Annotated in this window: 9 protein-coding genes and 10 pseudogenes; 15 read left to right on the top strand and 4 right to left on the bottom strand. The window is 64.8% G+C overall.

Annotated features, from left to right (window positions below):
* The first annotated feature begins 15 nt into the window (after positions 1 to 15).
* The 15 genes and pseudogenes from K0H76_RS11840 to K0H76_RS11770 all read left to right on the top strand — a co-directional run.
* Positions 16 to 282: a hypothetical protein gene (locus K0H76_RS11840; RefSeq protein WP_258933108.1), complete on the top strand. Its 267-nt coding sequence runs from the start codon at positions 16 to 18 to the stop codon at positions 280 to 282.
* A 150-nt stretch (positions 283 to 432) separates the two neighbouring features.
* Positions 433 to 2,331: pseudogene (thrS, locus tag K0H76_RS11835) on the top strand (threonine--tRNA ligase).
* 6 nt (positions 2,332 to 2,337) lie between these two features.
* A pseudogene (locus tag K0H76_RS11830) lies at positions 2,338 to 2,865 on the top strand (HIT domain-containing protein); the annotation flags it as partial.
* 34 nt (positions 2,866 to 2,899) lie between these two features.
* On the top strand, positions 2,900 to 3,517 hold the full coding sequence (locus tag K0H76_RS11825) for a CDP-alcohol phosphatidyltransferase family protein (protein ID WP_258935401.1): 618 nt from the start codon (positions 2,900 to 2,902) through the stop codon (positions 3,515 to 3,517).
* Positions 3,518 to 3,593: 76 nt separating this feature from the next.
* Positions 3,594 to 4,354: pseudogene (locus K0H76_RS11820) on the top strand (YebC/PmpR family DNA-binding transcriptional regulator).
* Between the two features lie 85 nt (positions 4,355 to 4,439).
* Positions 4,440 to 5,075: a crossover junction endodeoxyribonuclease RuvC gene (gene ruvC, locus K0H76_RS11815; RefSeq protein WP_258933107.1), complete on the top strand. Its 636-nt coding sequence runs from the start codon at positions 4,440 to 4,442 to the stop codon at positions 5,073 to 5,075.
* A 31-nt stretch (positions 5,076 to 5,106) separates the two neighbouring features.
* The gene (locus K0H76_RS11810) at positions 5,107 to 5,454 is read left to right on the top strand and encodes a hypothetical protein (protein WP_258933106.1); all 348 of its coding nucleotides are present in this window, start codon (positions 5,107 to 5,109) and stop codon (positions 5,452 to 5,454) included.
* A complete protein-coding gene (locus K0H76_RS11805; protein WP_258933105.1) occupies positions 5,346 to 5,660 on the top strand; it encodes a helix-hairpin-helix domain-containing protein in 315 nt (104 codons plus the stop codon). The genes K0H76_RS11810 and K0H76_RS11805 overlap by 109 nt, the downstream gene beginning before the upstream one ends.
* Before the next feature lie 201 nt (positions 5,661 to 5,861).
* Positions 5,862 to 6,236, top strand: a pseudogene (locus tag K0H76_RS11800) (AAA family ATPase); the annotation flags it as partial.
* 57 nt (positions 6,237 to 6,293) lie between these two features.
* Complete coding sequence (locus K0H76_RS11795) at positions 6,294 to 6,830, top strand: hypothetical protein (RefSeq protein WP_258935400.1); 537 nt, start codon at positions 6,294 to 6,296, stop codon at positions 6,828 to 6,830.
* A gap of 157 nt (positions 6,831 to 6,987) precedes the next feature.
* Positions 6,988 to 7,095, top strand: a pseudogene (locus K0H76_RS11790) (preprotein translocase subunit YajC); the annotation flags it as partial.
* A gap of 201 nt (positions 7,096 to 7,296) precedes the next feature.
* Positions 7,297 to 8,694, top strand: a pseudogene (gene secD / locus K0H76_RS11785) (protein translocase subunit SecD); the annotation flags it as partial.
* Positions 8,695 to 8,718: 24 nt separating this feature from the next.
* The gene (locus K0H76_RS11780) at positions 8,719 to 9,003 is read left to right on the top strand and encodes a hypothetical protein (protein ID WP_258935494.1); all 285 of its coding nucleotides are present in this window, start codon (positions 8,719 to 8,721) and stop codon (positions 9,001 to 9,003) included.
* Positions 9,003 to 9,944 (top strand): annotated as a pseudogene (gene secF, locus K0H76_RS11775) (protein translocase subunit SecF); the annotation flags it as partial. The gene K0H76_RS11780 and the pseudogene secF, both read left to right, overlap by 1 nt.
* A gap of 318 nt (positions 9,945 to 10,262) precedes the next feature.
* Positions 10,263 to 12,510 (top strand): annotated as a pseudogene (locus K0H76_RS11770) (bifunctional (p)ppGpp synthetase/guanosine-3',5'-bis(diphosphate) 3'-pyrophosphohydrolase); the annotation flags it as partial.
* Here the strand turns inward: K0H76_RS11770 and K0H76_RS11765 are convergent.
* From K0H76_RS11765 to rpsD, 4 genes and pseudogenes are all read right to left on the bottom strand, one after another.
* Complete coding sequence (locus K0H76_RS11765; protein ID WP_258933104.1) at positions 12,474 to 12,881, bottom strand: hypothetical protein; 408 nt, start codon at positions 12,879 to 12,881, stop codon at positions 12,474 to 12,476. The pseudogene K0H76_RS11770 and the gene K0H76_RS11765 sit on opposite strands and share 37 nt — an antisense overlap.
* A gap of 372 nt (positions 12,882 to 13,253) precedes the next feature.
* Positions 13,254 to 13,711 (bottom strand): annotated as a pseudogene (ruvX, locus tag K0H76_RS11760) (Holliday junction resolvase RuvX).
* Positions 13,708 to 16,402 (bottom strand): annotated as a pseudogene (alaS, locus tag K0H76_RS11755) (alanine--tRNA ligase). Before alaS ends, ruvX begins: the two co-directional pseudogenes overlap by 4 nt.
* Before the next feature lie 105 nt (positions 16,403 to 16,507).
* Entirely contained in the window at positions 16,508 to 17,140 is a 633-nt protein-coding gene (gene rpsD, locus K0H76_RS11750; protein WP_258933103.1) for a 30S ribosomal protein S4, read from the bottom strand.
* Between the last annotated feature and the right edge of the window lie 154 nt (positions 17,141 to 17,294).

Here is a 17,294-nt window from a genome sequence, read left to right as displayed (position 1 = left end):
CTGTTCCTGGAACGGATGAGCCCGCACGCGGGTGCGGCCGAGATTCCTGAGCAGCGCGTGCGCGACCTCTGGACGAGGCTCACCCGGCAGATGCGGGACGGCGTGGCTGAGGGTGCGATCCGGACTCTCAGGCCGGGCGTTAAGCGCGGCCGCCGGTCCGCGCCCCACTGGGTCTACAAGCACGAGGGCACAGCCTGTCTGCGATGCGCGGCGCGCATACGTGCTGAAGAGCTGCAGGGCAGACGCCTGTACTGGTGCCCCGGGTGCCAGGTCGTCCCGTAGAATCGCCGGGTCAGCCGACGCATCAACCCGCAGGAGATCCGAAGCCCCGTGTCCGAGCAGATCAGCATCACAGTCAGCGGCGCACCCACGACGGTCGCACAGGGCACCACCGGAACGGATCTGTTCGCCGATGATAAGTCCACTGCGGTGATGCGGGTCGACGGCGAACTGTGGGACCTTGCCCGCGAAGTGCCCGCGCGCTGACGTGCAGAGAGTCGACGTCTCTGAGCCGGACGGTCTCGATGTGCTGCGCCACTCGGCGGCGCATGTCATGGCCCAGGCGGTCCAGCAGCTCTTCGAAGGGACCAAGCTCGGCATCGGCCCCTACATACGAGATGGGTTCTACTTCGACTTCGATGCCCAGAGGCCGTTCACCCCAGATGACTTGAAGAGCATCGAAAAGACCATGCAGAAGATCATCAACCAGGGGCAGCGCTTCGAACGCGAGGTCGTGACCCTGGATGAGGCGAAGCGCCAGATGGCGGACGAGCCCTACAAGCTGGAGCTGCTCGGCGAGGGCGACGACGCTGAGACGGCTGCCGAAGGTGCCGGCGTTGAAGTGGGCGGCCCCGAAATCACCATTTACCACAACGTGGACCGCAGCGGGGAGCGAGTCTGGTCCGATCTCTGCCGCGGCCCGCACGTGCCCAGCACAAAGCTGATAGCCAACGCGTTCTCCGTGATGCGGGCCGCCGGCGCCTACTGGCGCGGCAAGGAGGGCAACCCTCAGCTTCAGCGCCTCTACGGAACTGCCTGGCCCACCAAGGATGACCTCAAGGCGTACAAGGAGAGGCTCGCGGAGGCCGAGCGCAGGGATCACCGTCGACTGGGGCGCGAGCTCGATCTCTTCAGCTTCCCAGAGGAGATCGGCTCGGGTCTGTCCGTCTGGCACCCCAAAGGCGGTCTCGTGCGGGGAATCATGGAGCAGCATGCCCGCACGAAGCACCTGCAGGGCGGCTACACCTACGTCTACACGCCGCACATCTCCAAAGCAGACCTGTTCGCCGCCTCCGGCCACCTTGCCAACTACAAAGACGACATGTGGCCTGCGATCTCGATGGACGAGGAGACGGACGAGGACGGGAACGTCACGAAGCAGGGGCAGGACTATTACCTCAAGCCCATGAACTGCCCCATGCACATCCTCATCTACAAGGAGCGCGGGCGAAGCTACCGCGACCTTCCCCTGCGGTTCGCGGAGAACGGCACGGTGTACCGCAACGAACGTTCGGGCGCCCTCCACGGCCTCACGCGTGTGCGCGGGTTCACTCAGGATGACGCTCACCTCTTCGTGCGGCCGGACCAGCTCGAGGCAGAGGTCACCAAAGTCGTCGAGTTCGTCGTCGACCTTCTGCGGGACTTCGGGCTCGAGCAGTTCGAGCTTGAGCTATCCATGAAGGATGACGACAGCGGCAAATGGGTGGGCTCCGAGGAGTACTGGGAATCGGCGACTCAGGCCCTGCGCAACGTAGCGGTCGGCTCTGGGCTCAAAATGACGGAGATCCCCGGCGAGGCGGCCTTCTACGGACCGAAGATCGACCTGAAGGTCACGGATGCGATCGGGCGCAGGTGGCAGCTCTCCACCGTTCAGGTCGACCCGAACCTGCCCGAGCGCTTCGAGCTGGAGTACACGGCCGAGGACGGCTCACGGCAGCGGCCCATCATGATCCACCGAGCCCTCTTCGGGTCGATCGAGCGTTTCTTCGCCATTCTGCTCGAGCACTACGCCGGTGCGTTCCCGCATGGCTGGCACCCGTTCAGGTCCGGGGATTCCGGTGGCTGAGCCGTTCAACGATCACCTCGGGGAGGTGATCCGGCGGCTCCAGGCGCTCGGCGTCCGTGCTGAGCTGGACGACGGGTCGGACCGGTTCCCAAGAAGATCCGCACGGCCTCGAAGGACAAGATTCCGTTCGTGCTGATTGCCGGGGAGAGGACCAGGAGGCGCAGGCCGTGTCCTTCCGCTACCGCGACGGCACCCAGGAGAATCAGGTGCCGATCGACGACGCTGTGGTAAAGATCGTGCGGGCCATAGAGGACCACGAAGCCTGAGCAGCCATGGATGATTCAGAGGTCTTCGACGAGTTTGAGCTGGCGGGCGCGCCCGACGGCTTCCAACGCCTGTGGAACCCGCATCGGGCGGCGTATCAGAGCCGCGGACAGAACCAGGTCACAGGTGAGGGCGACTGCCCCTTCTGCCAGGGTCCCGAGCGCACCGACGAGGAGTCGCTCATCGTCCACCGCGGTAAGACGTGCTTCGTTCTGCTGAATCTGTATCCCTACAATCCGGGCCACCTGCTCGTGTGCCCCTACCGGCATGTCCCGGACCTCACCGACCTCACCGCTGAAGAGTCCCGCGAATTCACCTCGCTGGCTCAGTCGAGCATGCGCGTCCTCACAGCCGCGGCGCGGCCTATGGGCTTCAATCTGGGCATCAACCAGGGGCAGGCCGGAGGTGCAGGGATCGCGCCGCATCTGCATCAGCACGTGGTCCCGCGGTGGCAGGGAGACGCGAACTTCATGCCGATCATCGCGCAGACGAAGAATCTCTCCGCCACGCTGGGACAGACTCGTGAGCTCATTGCCACGACGTGGACCCCGACGTCGCCGAAGGCTCCGACTGATGCTCAAGCACGCACGCTCGTTCTTCTCTCGCCTCTTCACGCCTGTGGCACGCCTTCTGCTCCGCGTAGGTCTGACCCCCAATGCGGTGACCGTGATAGGCACCCTCGGTGTCAGCGGCGGCGCTCTGATCCTGTATCCCTTGGGTGAGCTGTTCTGGGGGACCGTCGTCATCACCCTGTTCGTGTTCAGCGATCTGGTCGACGGCCTCATGGCTCGGCTGGGCGGGCAGAGCAGCGTCCTCGGCGGCTTCCTCGACTCGGTTCTGGACCGAGTGCAGGACAGTGCGGTCTTTCTGGGACTGATGATGTGGTTCTACACCACCGGTGAGAACGCCATGATCGGGTCGGCCGCAGCCATCTGCATGGTCTTGGGACTGTTGGTGTCATACATCCGTGCACGCGCAGAGTCGATGGGCTTCGACGCGAACGTCGGAATTGCGGAGCGCCCGGAACGCATGGTTTCCACTCTGGTGACTGCCGGACTCGTGGGCCTGGGGCTCCATGAGGGGGTCCTGCACGTGGTGCTTGTGCTTCTCGCCATAGCGTCGGGCATCACCGTGGCGCAGAGGATCACGACTGTTGCACAGCAGGCGAACGAGCCCCGCGCTTACTGATGGAGGACGGAGGGAGCCCTCTCCGTTAGCCTGGTCGGAAGCTGAAACGATCATCCCGCCGACTACGAGGAGAATAATGGCCGGACACTCCAAATGGGCCAACACGAAGCATCGCAAGGCTGCGGTCGACGCGAAGCGGGCGAAGATCAACGCGCGCTATACCAAGCAGATCGAAGTTGCGGCCCGCAACGGCGGCCCGGACGCTGCGGGAAACCCGGCGCTGGAGCTTGCAGTGTCGAAGGCCAAGAAGGAGTCGGTGCCCAATGACAACATCGACCGTGCCATCAAGCGGGGCGCTTACTCTCCGGCGACGCCGTGGACTACGAAGAAGTCACCTACGAGGTGCGCGGTCCTGCCGGTTCGGCGCTGCTGGTGGAATGCCTGACGGACAACCGCAACCGTGCCGCTGCGGATGTGCGGACGGCAGTGTCGAAGTCTGGGGGCACTCTGGCGGATCCGGGCTCGGTCGCCTTTATGTTTCAGCGCAAAGGCGTCGTATCTGTGCCTCAGCGGGATGGAGTCTCAGAGGACGATGTGCTCGCGGCTGTCCTCGACGCGGGCGTCGAGGAGGTGTACGACCAGGACGATCGCTTCGAGGTGCGCGCTGAGCCCGGCGACCTTCAGGCGGTGACGAAGAGTCTGGATGAGGCAGGAATATCCTATGACGGCGACGAGGTGGCCTTCCTCTCCGACATCAAGGTCGATCTTGATCTCAAGGACGCCAAGAAGTTCCTCAGGCTGCACGACGCCCTGGACGATCTCGACGATGTTCAGAGCATCCACACCAACGCAGATCTCAGCGAGGAGACGCTCGCGGCCCTGGACGCCGAAGGCTGAGCGTGTGAGCGTCCGCGCTTCCCAGCAGTCAGGTGGCCTGTCGGGGACGGCGGGCAGGTCGCGTACGCTCCAGCGGATTCTCGGCGTGGACCCGGGGCTGACACGATGCGGGTTCGCCGTCATCGAGATGGCGCCCAACCGAAGCGGCTCCTCGGTCCATGTGCAGGTGACGAGCACCAAGCCCGACGAGGATCTGGCCCGGCGCATTCTGAGCATCCAGAGGGCCGCGGAGAAGCTTCTCGACTCGTTCGCCCCTGACGTGGTTGCCGTCGAGCGGGTCTTTGCGAGCAGCAACGCTCCGACGGCCATGGCCACAGCGCAGGCGGTGGGGGTCATCATTGCCGCGGCTGCCGCGCGGGACATTCCGGTGGCCTGGCACACGCCCTCAGAGGTGAAGGCGGCGGTGACCGACGACGGCACCGCGGGCAAGGCTGCTGTGGCACGGATGGTTCAGCGCATACTGCGCCTGCCGACGCTGCCCACACCGGTCGACGCGACCGATGCGTATGCGGTGGCCATCTGCCATGCGTGGCGCTCAGGGGTGGGGCCGCGTACAGCATGTCGGCGGGCACCCGGACTCATCAGGGAGCGAAGACCACGCTGCAGAAGGCCGCAGAGGCGCGCGGCGGAGCCGAAACCCCTGCCCAGAAGGCGTGGCGCGCCGCTGAGAAGCGAGCTCAGGGCCGCTGAGGCCGCTAGAGTACTCGAAGGTTTGTTCTAATAGGGGACTCAGCAGCGAAGGAGACGACGGCGTGATCTCAAGCATTAGGGGTGAGGTCCTCCACACTGGGCTGGACCACGCCGTCATCGACGTCTCCGGCTTTGGCCTGCATGTCAGCGCGACGGCACAGACCCTGTCCCAGCTGCGCGTCGGCGAGCAGGTCATGCTGAGGACCAGCTACGTGCCCCGCCAGGACGAGGCCCCTCTGCTCTTCGGCTTCGCCGAGACGGGGAGCGAGAGATCTTCACGTCGATGCTGTCGATCTCCGGCGTGGGTCCCAGGCTTGCTCTCGCCGTGCTTTCCGTGCATTCTCCGCAGGATGTCCGTCGCGCAATTCGCGACTCGGACACCGCCGCCTTCACCCGCGTGCCGGGCATAGGCAAGAAGACGGCGCAGAGGATCCTTCTCGAGCTGGTAACAAGCTTGTTCTCGATGAGGTCGAAAGTGCGGCTCCGGGGCCCCGCAATCAGAGGGGTCTGCGCCGAGTGGGGCATCCGCCGAAGTGACTGCTGCGCTGGTCTCTCTGGGTTGGAGCGAGAAGGATGCCGAGAAGGCATTGGGTGCGGCGCTCCACGCCGAGCTTAAGCACTCTCCGAGGCGGACACCTCAACGCTGCTGCGTGCGGCGCTGCGCGGCCTGAGCGGCGCGGGAGCATCAGATGTCCGACGCTGAGCGCTCCGACGCGGGAGGCTCACCTCTGGTGAGTCCTGCCCCCGGGGCGGAGGAGAAGCAGCTCGAAGCGGCACTGCGCCCCAGAACCTTGACGACTTCGTCGGGCAGCCGACGGTGCGCAATCAGCTGTCCCTAGTGCTGGAGTCTTCACGCATGCGGGACACCGCTGCTGATCATGTCCTGCTCTCCGGCCCTCCCGGCTTGGGCAAAACCACCCTGTCGATGATCATTGCTGCGGAGATGGCCGCGCCGCTGCGGATCAGCTCCGGCCCAGCCATCCAGCACGCCGGCGACCTCGCAGCCATCCTCTCGTCGCTCACCGAGGGCGAGGTGCTCTTCATCGATGAGATACACCGCATGTCCCGACCGGCGGAAGAGATGCTCTACCTGGCGATGGAGGACTTTCGCGTCGACATCATCGTGGGCAAGGGAGCCGGAGCCACCTCCATTCCTCTGGAGCTGCCCTGATTCACCCTCGTCGGGGCCACGACGCGCGCGGGGCTTCTGCCGGGTCCGCTCCGTGATCGCTTCGGCTTCACAGCTCACTTGGAGTACTACTCCGCCGACGACCTCGAGAAGGTTCTCCGGCGCTCGGCCGCAATGCTCGACATCAGCGTGACGGATGAGGCGTTCTCCGAGATTGCCTCCCGGTCCAGGGGCACCCCGCATCACGAACAGGCTGCTGCGACGAGTCCGAGATTGGGCGCTGGTGAAACAGGTGCCGCTCGTGGATCTGGGGCGGCATCGGAGGCGCTGAACACCTATGAGGTCGATGAGCTGGGGCTGGACCGTCTCGACCGGGCGGTGCTCCATGCCCTGTGCCGCACCTTCCGCGGCGGTCCCGTGGGGCTTTCGACACTGGCAGTCATCGTGGGCGAGGAGACGGAAACGGTGGAGACGGTCGCGGAGCCATATCTTGTTCGGGAGGGTCTGCTCGCCAGAACCCCAAGAGGCCGTGTCGCGACAGAGGCCGCCTGGAGGCATCTGGGACTGACGCCGCCGGGCGCAGAGCGCGCCTCCGCAGGACCTGCTGCCCGGCACCATGTCGTGAACCTCACGGTGCAGGGCGCGCTTCGGGTCTGACCTGATAATCTGGCGCGTTGTGAATCATCTTCCTCTTCTCACGCTCTTGGCAGGCAACGGCGACCCCGCGGGCAACGCGGCTTACGACCCGTTCATCTGGATCATGCTGGGCCTTCTGGTCCTGTTCATGGTCTTCACCTTCCGTCGCGGCAAGAAGATGCGCGATAAGCAGCAGCAGGCGCACGCGCAGGCCACAGTGGGCGCCGAGGTGGTCACCGCCGGTGGTCTCGTCGGCACTGTCGTACACCGCGATGAGGAGCGCCAGAGGCTCACTCTTGAGTTCTCCTCCGGCAACCGCGCAGACTTCCTCCTCGGGGCCGTCCAACAGATCACCGAGCTAGGCGCCGACCGAGTCAGGCGACTCCACAGACGACGACACGTCCCGGCCCCGCGACTGATGTCTGCACCCAAGCCCGTGCGTCGGGCGCTCGCGGCGCTGACTGCGCTGCTGATCATCCTCGTCACAATGGGCGGTCTGCTCCTCTACGGAGTGCAGGACGGGCGGGCCCAATGGGCGCCGCTGCTCGCGCTCGATCTCGAGGGCGGCACGCAGATGGTGCTTTCCCGCAGGTGGAGACGGGCGAGGAGGTCGACGACGAGCAGCTTGAGCAGGCCGTCGAGATCATTCGTCAGCGAGTGGACGGCACGGGCGTCGCCGAGGCCGAGATCGCAGTTCAGGGTTCGGAGAACATCGTCGTGAATCTCCCCGGAACTCCCGACGAGGCCACACGGGAGCTGATCCAGGCCAGTGCCGACATGGAGTTCCGTCCGGTGCTGCAGCAGGGAATGACCCCATCTACTCACTGCAGCAGCAGGAGCAGATGCGCCAGGACACACTCGATGCCGCTGAAGAGGACATGAGCGACGACGAGTTCGACGCTCTCCAGGAGCAGTTGGACCAGCAGACGCAGCAGGCCGAGGAGGAGGCCGCCGAAGCTGAGGAGGCCCAGGCTCAGCCGGAGGACTTCGACGAGCCGACCGGTGAGCCGACGGATGCGTCCGACCCGAACTGGGTCACGCCCGAGCTCGCCGCCGAGTTCGAGAACTACCGGTGCAGCGACGACATCTCCCTCGATGAGCGCGCTGACTGGTCCGATGACGAGCCCATCATCACCTGCAATCCCGACACCGGCGCGACCTTCCTTTCGGCATTGTTCTGACGGCCACGTGATCATCGCGCCCTCCATGAACGCGCCCATCTACGACGGCAACGCGCAGATCAGCGGGGAATTCACCGAGGAGGAAGCGCGGGGGCTGGCAGAGCAGCTGCGCTACGGCTCCTTGCCCATGAGCTTCCAGATCGAGTCGGAGCAGCAGATCTCTGCGACGCTCGGAGCCGACCAGCTGCGGATGGGCCTCCTCGCAGGCCTGATCGGTCTTCTGCTGACGGCGGGATATGCCGTGTACCAGTACAGGGCGCTTGCCCTCGCCGTGACCATGCCGTCACTGATCGTGGTCGGCGCGCTGACCTGGTGGGCCATCTCCCTGCTCGGCTGGTCGGACGGATACCGGCTTTCTTTGGCGGGCATCGCCGGGCTCATTCTCTCCATCGGCCTGACCGCCGACTCCTTCGTCGTCTATTTCGAACGGGTGAAGGATGAGCTCCGTGAAGGCCGTTCTCTGGCGGGCGCGGTCGAATCCGGATGGCAGAGGGCCCGCAGAACGATTCTCGCGTCCAAAGCGGTGAACATCATCGCTGCTGTGGTTCTCTACCTCGTCGCAGTGGGCAATGTGCGAGGCTTCGCGTTCACTCTGGGTCTCACGGCCCTCATCGACGTGATCCTCGTCTTCCTGTTCACCCACCCCTGATGCAGCTTCTTGCGCGACGACGCTTCTTCGCCTCGGGAAGCGCTTCTCCGGCCTCTCGGCGCGGGAGCTGGGCGTCGACGTGCTCTATAAAGGAGCGGGCCGCTTCTCGCGCAGCCAGGTCGTGTATTCGGATCCCCAGGCAGCAGGGGTGCTTGGCGCAGACCCCGAGCAGGAGTCCGCTGCGGCAGATCGTGCCCAAGAGGTTCCTGAGCACAGCGAGGAGGAATGGGCCGAGATGACGATCGCCGAGCGTCGTCGTGCCCGTGAGCGTGCGGCCCGCCGCCGAGAGCGGGCCGAGACAGAGGACGGACAGGTGCTGAGCGCCTCGGCCTCTCCGTCCTCCGAGGAAAGGAGGGACGACTGATGGCAGCAGGTTTTGCCAAGGTAAGCAACCAGCTCTATACGGGGAGAAGGCCTACCCCTTCATTCAGCGTTCCAACATCTGGTTCGCGATTGCGGCTGCCTTGGTCCTTATCTCCATCGCGATCCCCTTTCTCCGCGGCGGCTTCAATCTCGGCATCGAGTTCACGGGGGCAGCGAGTTCACCATCTCCCAGACGGAGCAGACAGAGCCCGGGATCGGTGAGGAGGCCGTGGCTGATACCACCGGCCAGGACGCGACGGTCACGAACATTGCACCGGGCACCATGCGGGTGCAGACCGACGAGCTGGACGACGCAGAGACGATCCAGGTAGCCGATGCGCTGCAGGACGGCTACGGCGTCAGTGCCGACCAGGTCTCGTCGACATTCGTCGGTCCAGTGTGGGGCGAGCACGTCTCTCAGCAGATGATGATCGGACTGGTCGTCTTTCTGGTGCTGGTCGCGCTCTATATGGCGGCCTACTTCCGAACCTGGACGATGTCTGTGGCAGCCCTCACGGGGCTGGGCTTCGTCGTCGTCACGACGGTCGGCATCTACTCGGCGACCGGCTTCGAGGTCACCCCGAGCGCAGTCATCGGGTTTCTGACGATCCTCTCCTACGCCCTGTACGACACGATGGTTGTGTTCGACAAGATCAGAGAGAACCTGACCCCGCTGCATGATCAGAAGGACCAGACGTTCACCGAGCGGACGAATCTGGCCATCAATCAGACCCTGGTCCGATCTGTGAACACCTCAGTCGTCGGGCTGCTGCCCGTGGGGTCGATTCTCTTCATCGGAGCATGGCTGCTGGGGCGGGAACCCTTCAGGACATCGCGCTGGCGCTCTTCACCGGCATCATCGTGGGCACCGTCGCGACGATCTTCGTCCAGGCTCCGCTGTACGCCCGCATCCGCCGGGGAGACGCGAGCATTCGCGAGCATACCCAGATGGTCCTGTCGATGCGCGATGAGCGAATGGCGCAGGGGGCATCCGCACCATCACAGCATCAGGCACTCCGCTGGGAGACGACGGGCAGCCGGTTTCCTTCCCGCCTCTGCCCGAGACCGAGACAGAGACGGCAGGCCCCGACGTGGAAGAGGCCGAAGTGCCCGACTGGGAGTCGCTGTTCGCCGCCGACGCCCGGGACGTTGAAGGCGGACGTCAAGGTGGGGAGCGTCGAGAGCCATGAAAGCGCTTAGAATAAGCGAATCATGACGCGACCTACCCGGTCAGTGGGCACCCTGGCCCACTCAGACGACTCGCCGCTGCTGGAGCCTCTGGTGCGCGCGGTCAAGGCGAACAGTGCTGAGGCTGATCTTGCCCTCATTCGGCGGGCCTTTGACGTGGCCCACCACCATCACGAGGGTCAGAAGCGCAAGTCGGGCGATCCTTACATCACCCATCCGGTGGCGGTGGCGACCATCCTGGCCGAGCTGGGCCTGGACGGGCCCACCCTGGCGGCTGCGCTGCTGCACGACACCGTGGAAGACACCAAGTACTCCCTGGAGCAGCTGACCAAAGATTTCGGCGAAGAGATTTCGCTGCTCGTCGACGGCGTGACGAAGCTCGACAAGCTGAAGTTCGGGGATGCTGCACAGGCTGAGACGGTGCGCAAGATGGTCCTGGCTATGGCCAAGGACATACGTGTCCTGATGATCAAGCTGGCCGACCGACTCCACAACGCCCGCACATGGCGCTACGTGCCCGCGGAGTCCAGCGCGCGCAAGGCGAAGGAGACGCTGGAGATCTTCTCGCCGCTGGCTCACCGCCTCGGAGTCAACACCATCAAGTGGGAGCTCGAGGATCTCTCCTTCGCTGCCCTCTACCCCAAGGTGTATGAGGAGATCGTTCGTCTGGTGGGGATCGGACCCCGCAGAGAGAAGTTCCTCGCCGAGGTCCGCGCGACCATTGCCGATGACCTCAATGAGGCCAGCATCGCTGCCACCATCACAGGACGGCCGAAGCACTACTACTCGATCTACCAGAAGATGATCGTGCGCGGCAAAGAGTTCGACGACATCCATGACCTGATGGGCGTCCGTGTTCTGGTGGACTCTGTCCGTGACTGCTACGCGGCCTTGGGTGCCCTTCATGCGCGTTGGAATCCCCTTCCAGGGCGTTTCAAGGACTACATCGCGATGCCCAAGTTCAACATGTACCAGTCGCTGCATACGACAGTGCTGGGTCCCTCCGGCAAGCCGGTTGAGGTTCAGATCAGAACCTACGAGATGCACCGGCGCGCCGAGTACGGTGTGGCGGCGCACTGGAAGTACAAAGAGGACGGAACCGCAGCGCCCGCATCGCTGAGCGCTGACGGCGGGACGGCGGTCAGCCCCGGAGACAGCCCCAATGAGGCCCGTCAGCAGTCGCAGGCCACAGCTGACATCGGGTGGCTGCGCTCATTGGTCGACTGGCAGTCCGAGACCAAGGACCCGGACGAGTTCCTGGATTCGCTGCGCTACGAGATCAACGCCAAAGAGGTCTTCGTCTATACGCCCAAGGGCGAGGTCATCTCACTGCCTGCGGGAGCGACGCCCGTGGACTTCGCCTACAGCATTCACACGGATGTGGGCCACAAGACCATCGGCGCTCGAGTCAACGGAAAGCTCGTACCGCTGAACTCGGAGCTGCAGCACGGCGACTGGGTTGAGATCTTCACCTCGAAGGCGGAGGGGCCGGACCCTCGTACGACTGGCTGATGTTTGTGAAGTCGCCTCGCGCGCGGAACAAGATTCGTCACTGGTTCTCCAAGGAGCGCCGTGAAGAGTCCATCGAGCGCGGCAAGGAGATGCTCACCAAGGCGATCCGGAAATCGAACCTGCCCCTGCAGAAGGTGATGAACCCTGAGGTCCTCTCAGCAGTCGCTGGGGAGCTCCACTATTCGGACATTTCGGGCTTCTATGCCGGGGTTGGCGAAGAGCACGTGTCGACGCAGAACGTCATCGAGCACCTCAACAGCCTCTTCGACCCAGAGGATGCCGAGGACGAGGAGCATGACACCACCCCCATCACGTCGCGGCGCCGCGGCCCACGGAGTACTCGGATGCCGGAGTGGTCATCAAGGGTGCAGGCAATGTGCTGGCCAAGCTGGCCCGCTGCTGCACACCCGTTCCGCCGGACGAGATCGAAGGGTTCGTGACCCGTGGTCAGGGAGTTTCGGTGCACCGGGCAGACTGCCGCAACGTCAGCCAGCTTCGCGAACAGCCCGGGCGGCTCGTCGATGTCGAGTGGGCCCCGACCAAGTCGTCGGTCTTCCTGGTCGAGATTCAGGTGGAGGCGCTGGACCGCAAGTCGCTCCTCTCCGATGTCACACGGATACTCGCGGAGTCGCACGTGAATATTCTCTCGGCCACTGTGCAGACGTCGAAGGACCGCGTGGCGGTGTCCCGCTTCAGCTTTGAGATGGGAGATCCGCGGTACCTCAACCACGTGCTGAACTCGGTGCGAAGGATCGACGGCGTGTACGACGTCTACCGAACTGTCGGAAAGCGTCGAGAAATACACTGATCGAGGAGCTCTGCGATGCGTGCGGCGCGTCCCTTTTCGCCGTTCGCTGAGCGTTTGGTCCGTTCAACGATCCTCTCAGCCATGGCCTCCAGGTCGTCGACGCCTTGGAGAAGCTGGCCGATCAGGTCGAGTAAGCGGCTCAGAGTATTCTGCTCGTCGTCTCCGGGCGTGTAGACGTGCTCGTCCTTGCCAGGACGCTGCGGCCAGAAGCACAGGTCCTCCCGCAGCCATCCGTTGACGGTGATGAGTCGGTCAGCGGGCTTGCGCGTGCCCACCGTCCCGATCCCGAGGAAGATGTCCTCTGCGGTGCGCTCAGGTGTGGTCAAGGCTGCCCCGCCCAGTCGCATCTGCTCCTCCTCCTCCAGGGGCACACTGTGGACCTGCCAGAGTATCGGTTCTCTCAGGTTCGGCCGCGGCGTGGCGCCGGGGCGATGATATTGATGCGCTGCGGTGCGCTCCCGCTGAGATGAGCCCAAGCGGCAGTTTCGCCGCAGAGTGTGGCTCGTGGTCGAATCTTCGGTCCGAGCAGCGCGTGCGCCGCTTGGGCTCTGACGCTGCGGGAGCCTCTCACCGCCGCGCGTACGAACACGTCGGCGAGAACCGGTCTCAGTGCGCCCTCGGAGGCGAGGGTCTGAAGCTCGGCTGACGTGAAGGGCGAGCCGGGGCGATAGAAGTGATCCGTCCGGCTCTGCGCAGCGTCCATAGCGTCAGCATCTCCCGACCTGGCTGCGAGAGCAACGGACTCACGGCTGCCTGTGGAAAACCTCCAGGGCATGCGTGAGGATCTCGACCGCCGCTGCTTGGTCGATGCTGTCCCGCTGGTCACGTGCCTCGACCCCGGCCGCGCGCATCTTGCTCTGCGCGCTCACCGTGGAGAGCCTCTCATCGACAAGAGTCACCTCCGCGCCGACACTGGCCTCTTCGAGGCGCTGGGTCAATTCTGCGGCATACTCGCGCGCCTTCTGCGTCGAGGGGTCTCCTGGCCTGAGAGGGAGAGGGGCAGCCCGACATAGATGACGCGGGCGCGACGCTCCTGCGCGATCTTCACGAGCATGCGCAGGTCAGAGCCTCTCCGCGCGTCTCTGCGGAGGGTCATCACGGGCGTGGCGACCAGTGCATCAGGATCGGAGGCAGCGAGCCCCACACGCGCGTCGCCCACGTCGACTGCGAGACGGACGCCGGGGCGAGGCGGACTGCTCATGCGCTGCGTGCACGAACGGCGGCGACCACGGCGTCCAGAGCTGCCGGAATGGCGGAGGCGTCCTGGCCGCCGCCCTGTGCGAGGTCGGGCTTGCCGCCGCCTCCGCCGCCCAGCACACCGCAGGCTACCTTGACCAGATCGCCTGCGCTCAGGCCCTCTTCCCTGGCTGCCTCTGTCGTCCCGATGACGACGACGGGACGTCCTTTGGACTCCCCGGCTGCAGCCGCAACGGCCGCTCGCGATCCGAAGCGCTGACGCAGGTCCATGACGAGTTGGCGGAGGTCGTCGCCAGTGGCGCTCCCGGCATGGTGCGCAACGACGGAGACGCCGTCAGCATCGACGGCCTGGTCGGCAAGCTGGCCTGCTGCGGCGCGCAGCTGCTCGCCCCGAAGCCGTTCAAGCTCACGTTCGGCCTCCCGGAGCTTCGAGAGCGTCGAGGCGATGCGGTCAGGCACCTGATCCGCGGGGACCTTGAGCATCTCGGTGAGCTGGCTCACGAGCGTACGCTCGGCTGCGAAGTGCTTGAAGGCATCCAGGCCCACCAAAGCTTCGACGCGACGGTTGCCCGATCCCACGGACGCTTCCGACATCAGCGCAACGGTCCCGATCTCAGCGGTGGAGGAGACGTGGGTTCCCCGCAGAGCTCTCGCGACCATGGACCGTTCATCTCGACCACCCGCACCTGGTCGCCGTACTTCTCTCCGAACAGCATCATGGCGCCTATCGCCTCAGCCTCATCCAGCGCCATCGTCTTCGTCTCCACGGCGAAGTTGTCCCGAACGGCCAAGTTCGTGATCTCCTCCAGCTCCTGGCGGGCTCCGGGGAGAGGGCCTCGTCGTGGGTGAAGTCGAACCTGAGGAAGCCCTCCTTGTTGAACGAGTAAGCCTGCACGGCGTCGGGTCCGAGAACATCGTGGAGTGCCGCGTGGATCAGGTGGGTCGCCGAGTGCGCCTTCTGCGCATCAAGGCGTCGCCGGACGTCGATGGTGCCGAGCGCCTCTGCCCCGGCTGGAACCTCGCCCTCGAGGACTCTGGCCCGATGCACCGACAGCCCCTTGATAGGGGACTGGACGTCACTGACTTCGAGGATGAAGCCGTCGCCGGTGATGCGCCCAGTGTCGGGTGCCTGACCGCCCGCCTCGGCGTAGAAGGGCGTCGCGTCGAGGACGATCTCGATCTCCTGGCCTGCGCCCGCCGAGGAGGCCTCGGCCCCGTCGACGACGAGGCCGCGGATGCGCGATTCGGTGGTGTGCTCGGTGTACCCCGTGAAGTGGGTCGGCACGTCCCGGAGCAGCTCTCGGTAGACCTCGGTGTTCGCGTGCCCGGACTTTTTGCCCTTCGCGTCTGCCCGCGCGCGCTGTCGCTGCTCCGCCATCAGTTCGCGGAAAGTGTCCTGGTCGACATCAACGCAAGCTTCTTCGGCCATCTCAAGGGTCAGATCGATCGGGAAGCCGTAGGTGTCGTGCAGCGCGAACGCGTCCTCGCCAGAGAGGCGTCCGCCCTGTGCCTTCGCGCTTCCGACTGCCGAGTCCAGGCGTGCAGTGCCCGCTGAGAGCGTACGGAGAAAGGCCTGCTCCTCCTTCTCGGCGACGCGAAGGATGGTGTCGAAGCGCCGCTCGACCTCAGGGTAGACGCCCTTCATCGCATCGCGGGACACGCTGATCAGGCTGCCGAACGTGGAGTCTTCTGCCCCGAGGAGGCGCATCGCCAGGATCACCCGTCGGATGAGGCGGCGAAGAATGAAGCCTCCTCCTTCATTGGAGGGCCGGACCCCGTCGCTGATCAGCATCAGAGCGGACCGGACGTGATCGGCAATCATGCGGAGCCGCACGTCGTTGCTGTGGTTGGGATCCTCAGGGTCTTCTGTCGAGGTATAGGTGATGCTTAAGCCAGCTCGGCGGCACGGTCAGGACTGGTCGGACCTGGTCCGTCTCGTACATGTTCTCCACGCCCTGGAGGACCATGGCGAGGCGCTCGAGGCCGAGGCCGGTGTCGATGCTCTTGCTCTGAAGAGGACCGGCCACTTCGAACTCCGACTTGGAATGCACTGCCGAGAGTCGATCCTGCATGAAGACGAGGTTCCAGATTTCGACGTAGCGTGTCTCGTCCGCTGCGGGGCCGCCTTCGATCCCGTAGGCAGGCCCGCGGTCGTAGTAAACCTCCGAGCATGGCCCGCCTGGACCCGGCTGCCCGGTGTTCCAGTAGTTGTCCTCGGGACCGAACCTCTGGATCCGGTTCTCGGGAACGCCGACGTCGTCCCGCCAGATGCTGTAGGCCTCGTCATCGTCCTGGTAGACGGTGACCCAGAGGCGGTCGGGGTCGAGGCCGAATCCTCTCGGACTCGATCCGTCCGTGTCCCGAGAGCCGGTCAGCAGCTCCCAGGCCATGGGGATGGCCTTCTCCTTGAAATAGTCGCCGAAGCTGAAGTTGCCGCACATCTGGAAGAAGGTTCCGTGCCGCGCAGTCTTGCCCACCTCTTCGATGTCGGCTGTGCGGATGCACTTCTGCACCGAGACAGCACGGCTGTAGGGAGGCGTCTCCGCACCGAGGAAGTAGGGAATGAAGGGCACCATGCTTACCACCGTAAACAGCAGCGAGGGGTCAGGAGAGACCAACGACGCCGAGGGAACCCTTTCGTGCCCCGGGCACCGAAGTAGTCGTACCAGGTGCGGGCGATCTCCTCAGACTTCACTGGTCCTCCAACTCATTCGAATGCGGTGCCGTGCAAGTTTAGCGGGAATGAGAGAGCCCGCCGTGCCCGGAGGCAGCGGCGGGCTCTCTCAGCCATGAAAAGGACTCAGCGGGCGTAGTACTCGACGACCAGCTGCTCTTCGCACGTCACGGGAACTTCCGCGCGTGCAGGCTTGCGGACCAAGGTGGCCTGAAGCTTCTCGATATCCACGCTCAGGTAGCCGGGAACGGACGGGAGGACCTCCTGGTGCGCGTAAGCAGCGGCAACCTGGAAGGGCTCAAACTTCTCAGAGCGCTCGTGGACCTGCACGATCTGACCGGGCTTGACGCGGTATGAGGGCCGGTCCACGCGCTTGCCGTTCACGGTGATGTGACGGTGGGTCACGAACTGCCGCGCCTGGGCGATGGTGCGAGCGAAGCCCGAGCGGAGCACGAGAGCGTCAAGGCGAGATTCGAGGAGCTCGATCAGGTTCTCACCCGTCAGGCCCTCCGACTGGCGCTTCGCCTCTTCGTAGTAGCGGAGCATCTGGGACTCACGGATGCCGTACTGGGCGCGGAGCTTCTGCTTTTCGCGCAGACGCACTGCGTAGTCCGAGTCGGTGCGACGACGCGTACGGCCGTGCTGACCGGGACCGTAGGGGCGACGGTCGAGGTACTTCTGGGCCTTGGGAGTCAGCGCAACGCCGAGGGCGCGGGAGGCCTTCACCGTCCGTCGGGCGCGCAATGGGGTCTTAGGCATAGATCATGCAACTTTCTGCTCAATGGCGACGGCATCGTGTTTATTGCGCCGCGCACAGCAGTGATGTGCGCGGTACCTGGCCTCCGGAACAGGTTCACGACCTGAAGGAGAGCTCGAGCTGCCGATTGCTCGGTGACTACGACAACAGGCTGAG

This window comes from Nesterenkonia pannonica, assembly GCF_019575955.1.
GTDB classification, from domain to species: domain Bacteria; phylum Actinomycetota; class Actinomycetes; order Actinomycetales; family Micrococcaceae; genus Nesterenkonia; species Nesterenkonia pannonica.
This window is presented reverse-complemented; position numbering and strand designations above follow the sequence as displayed.

Coding starts and splice junctions, on each gene's coding strand:
- rpsD (WP_258933103.1), bottom strand. CDS start 17,140: ATGCCTAAGACCCCATTGCGCGCCCGACGGACGGTGAAGGCCTCCCGC.
- K0H76_RS11840 (WP_258933108.1), top strand. CDS start 16: ATGAGCCCGCACGCGGGTGCGGCCGAGATTCCTGAGCAGCGCGTGCGC.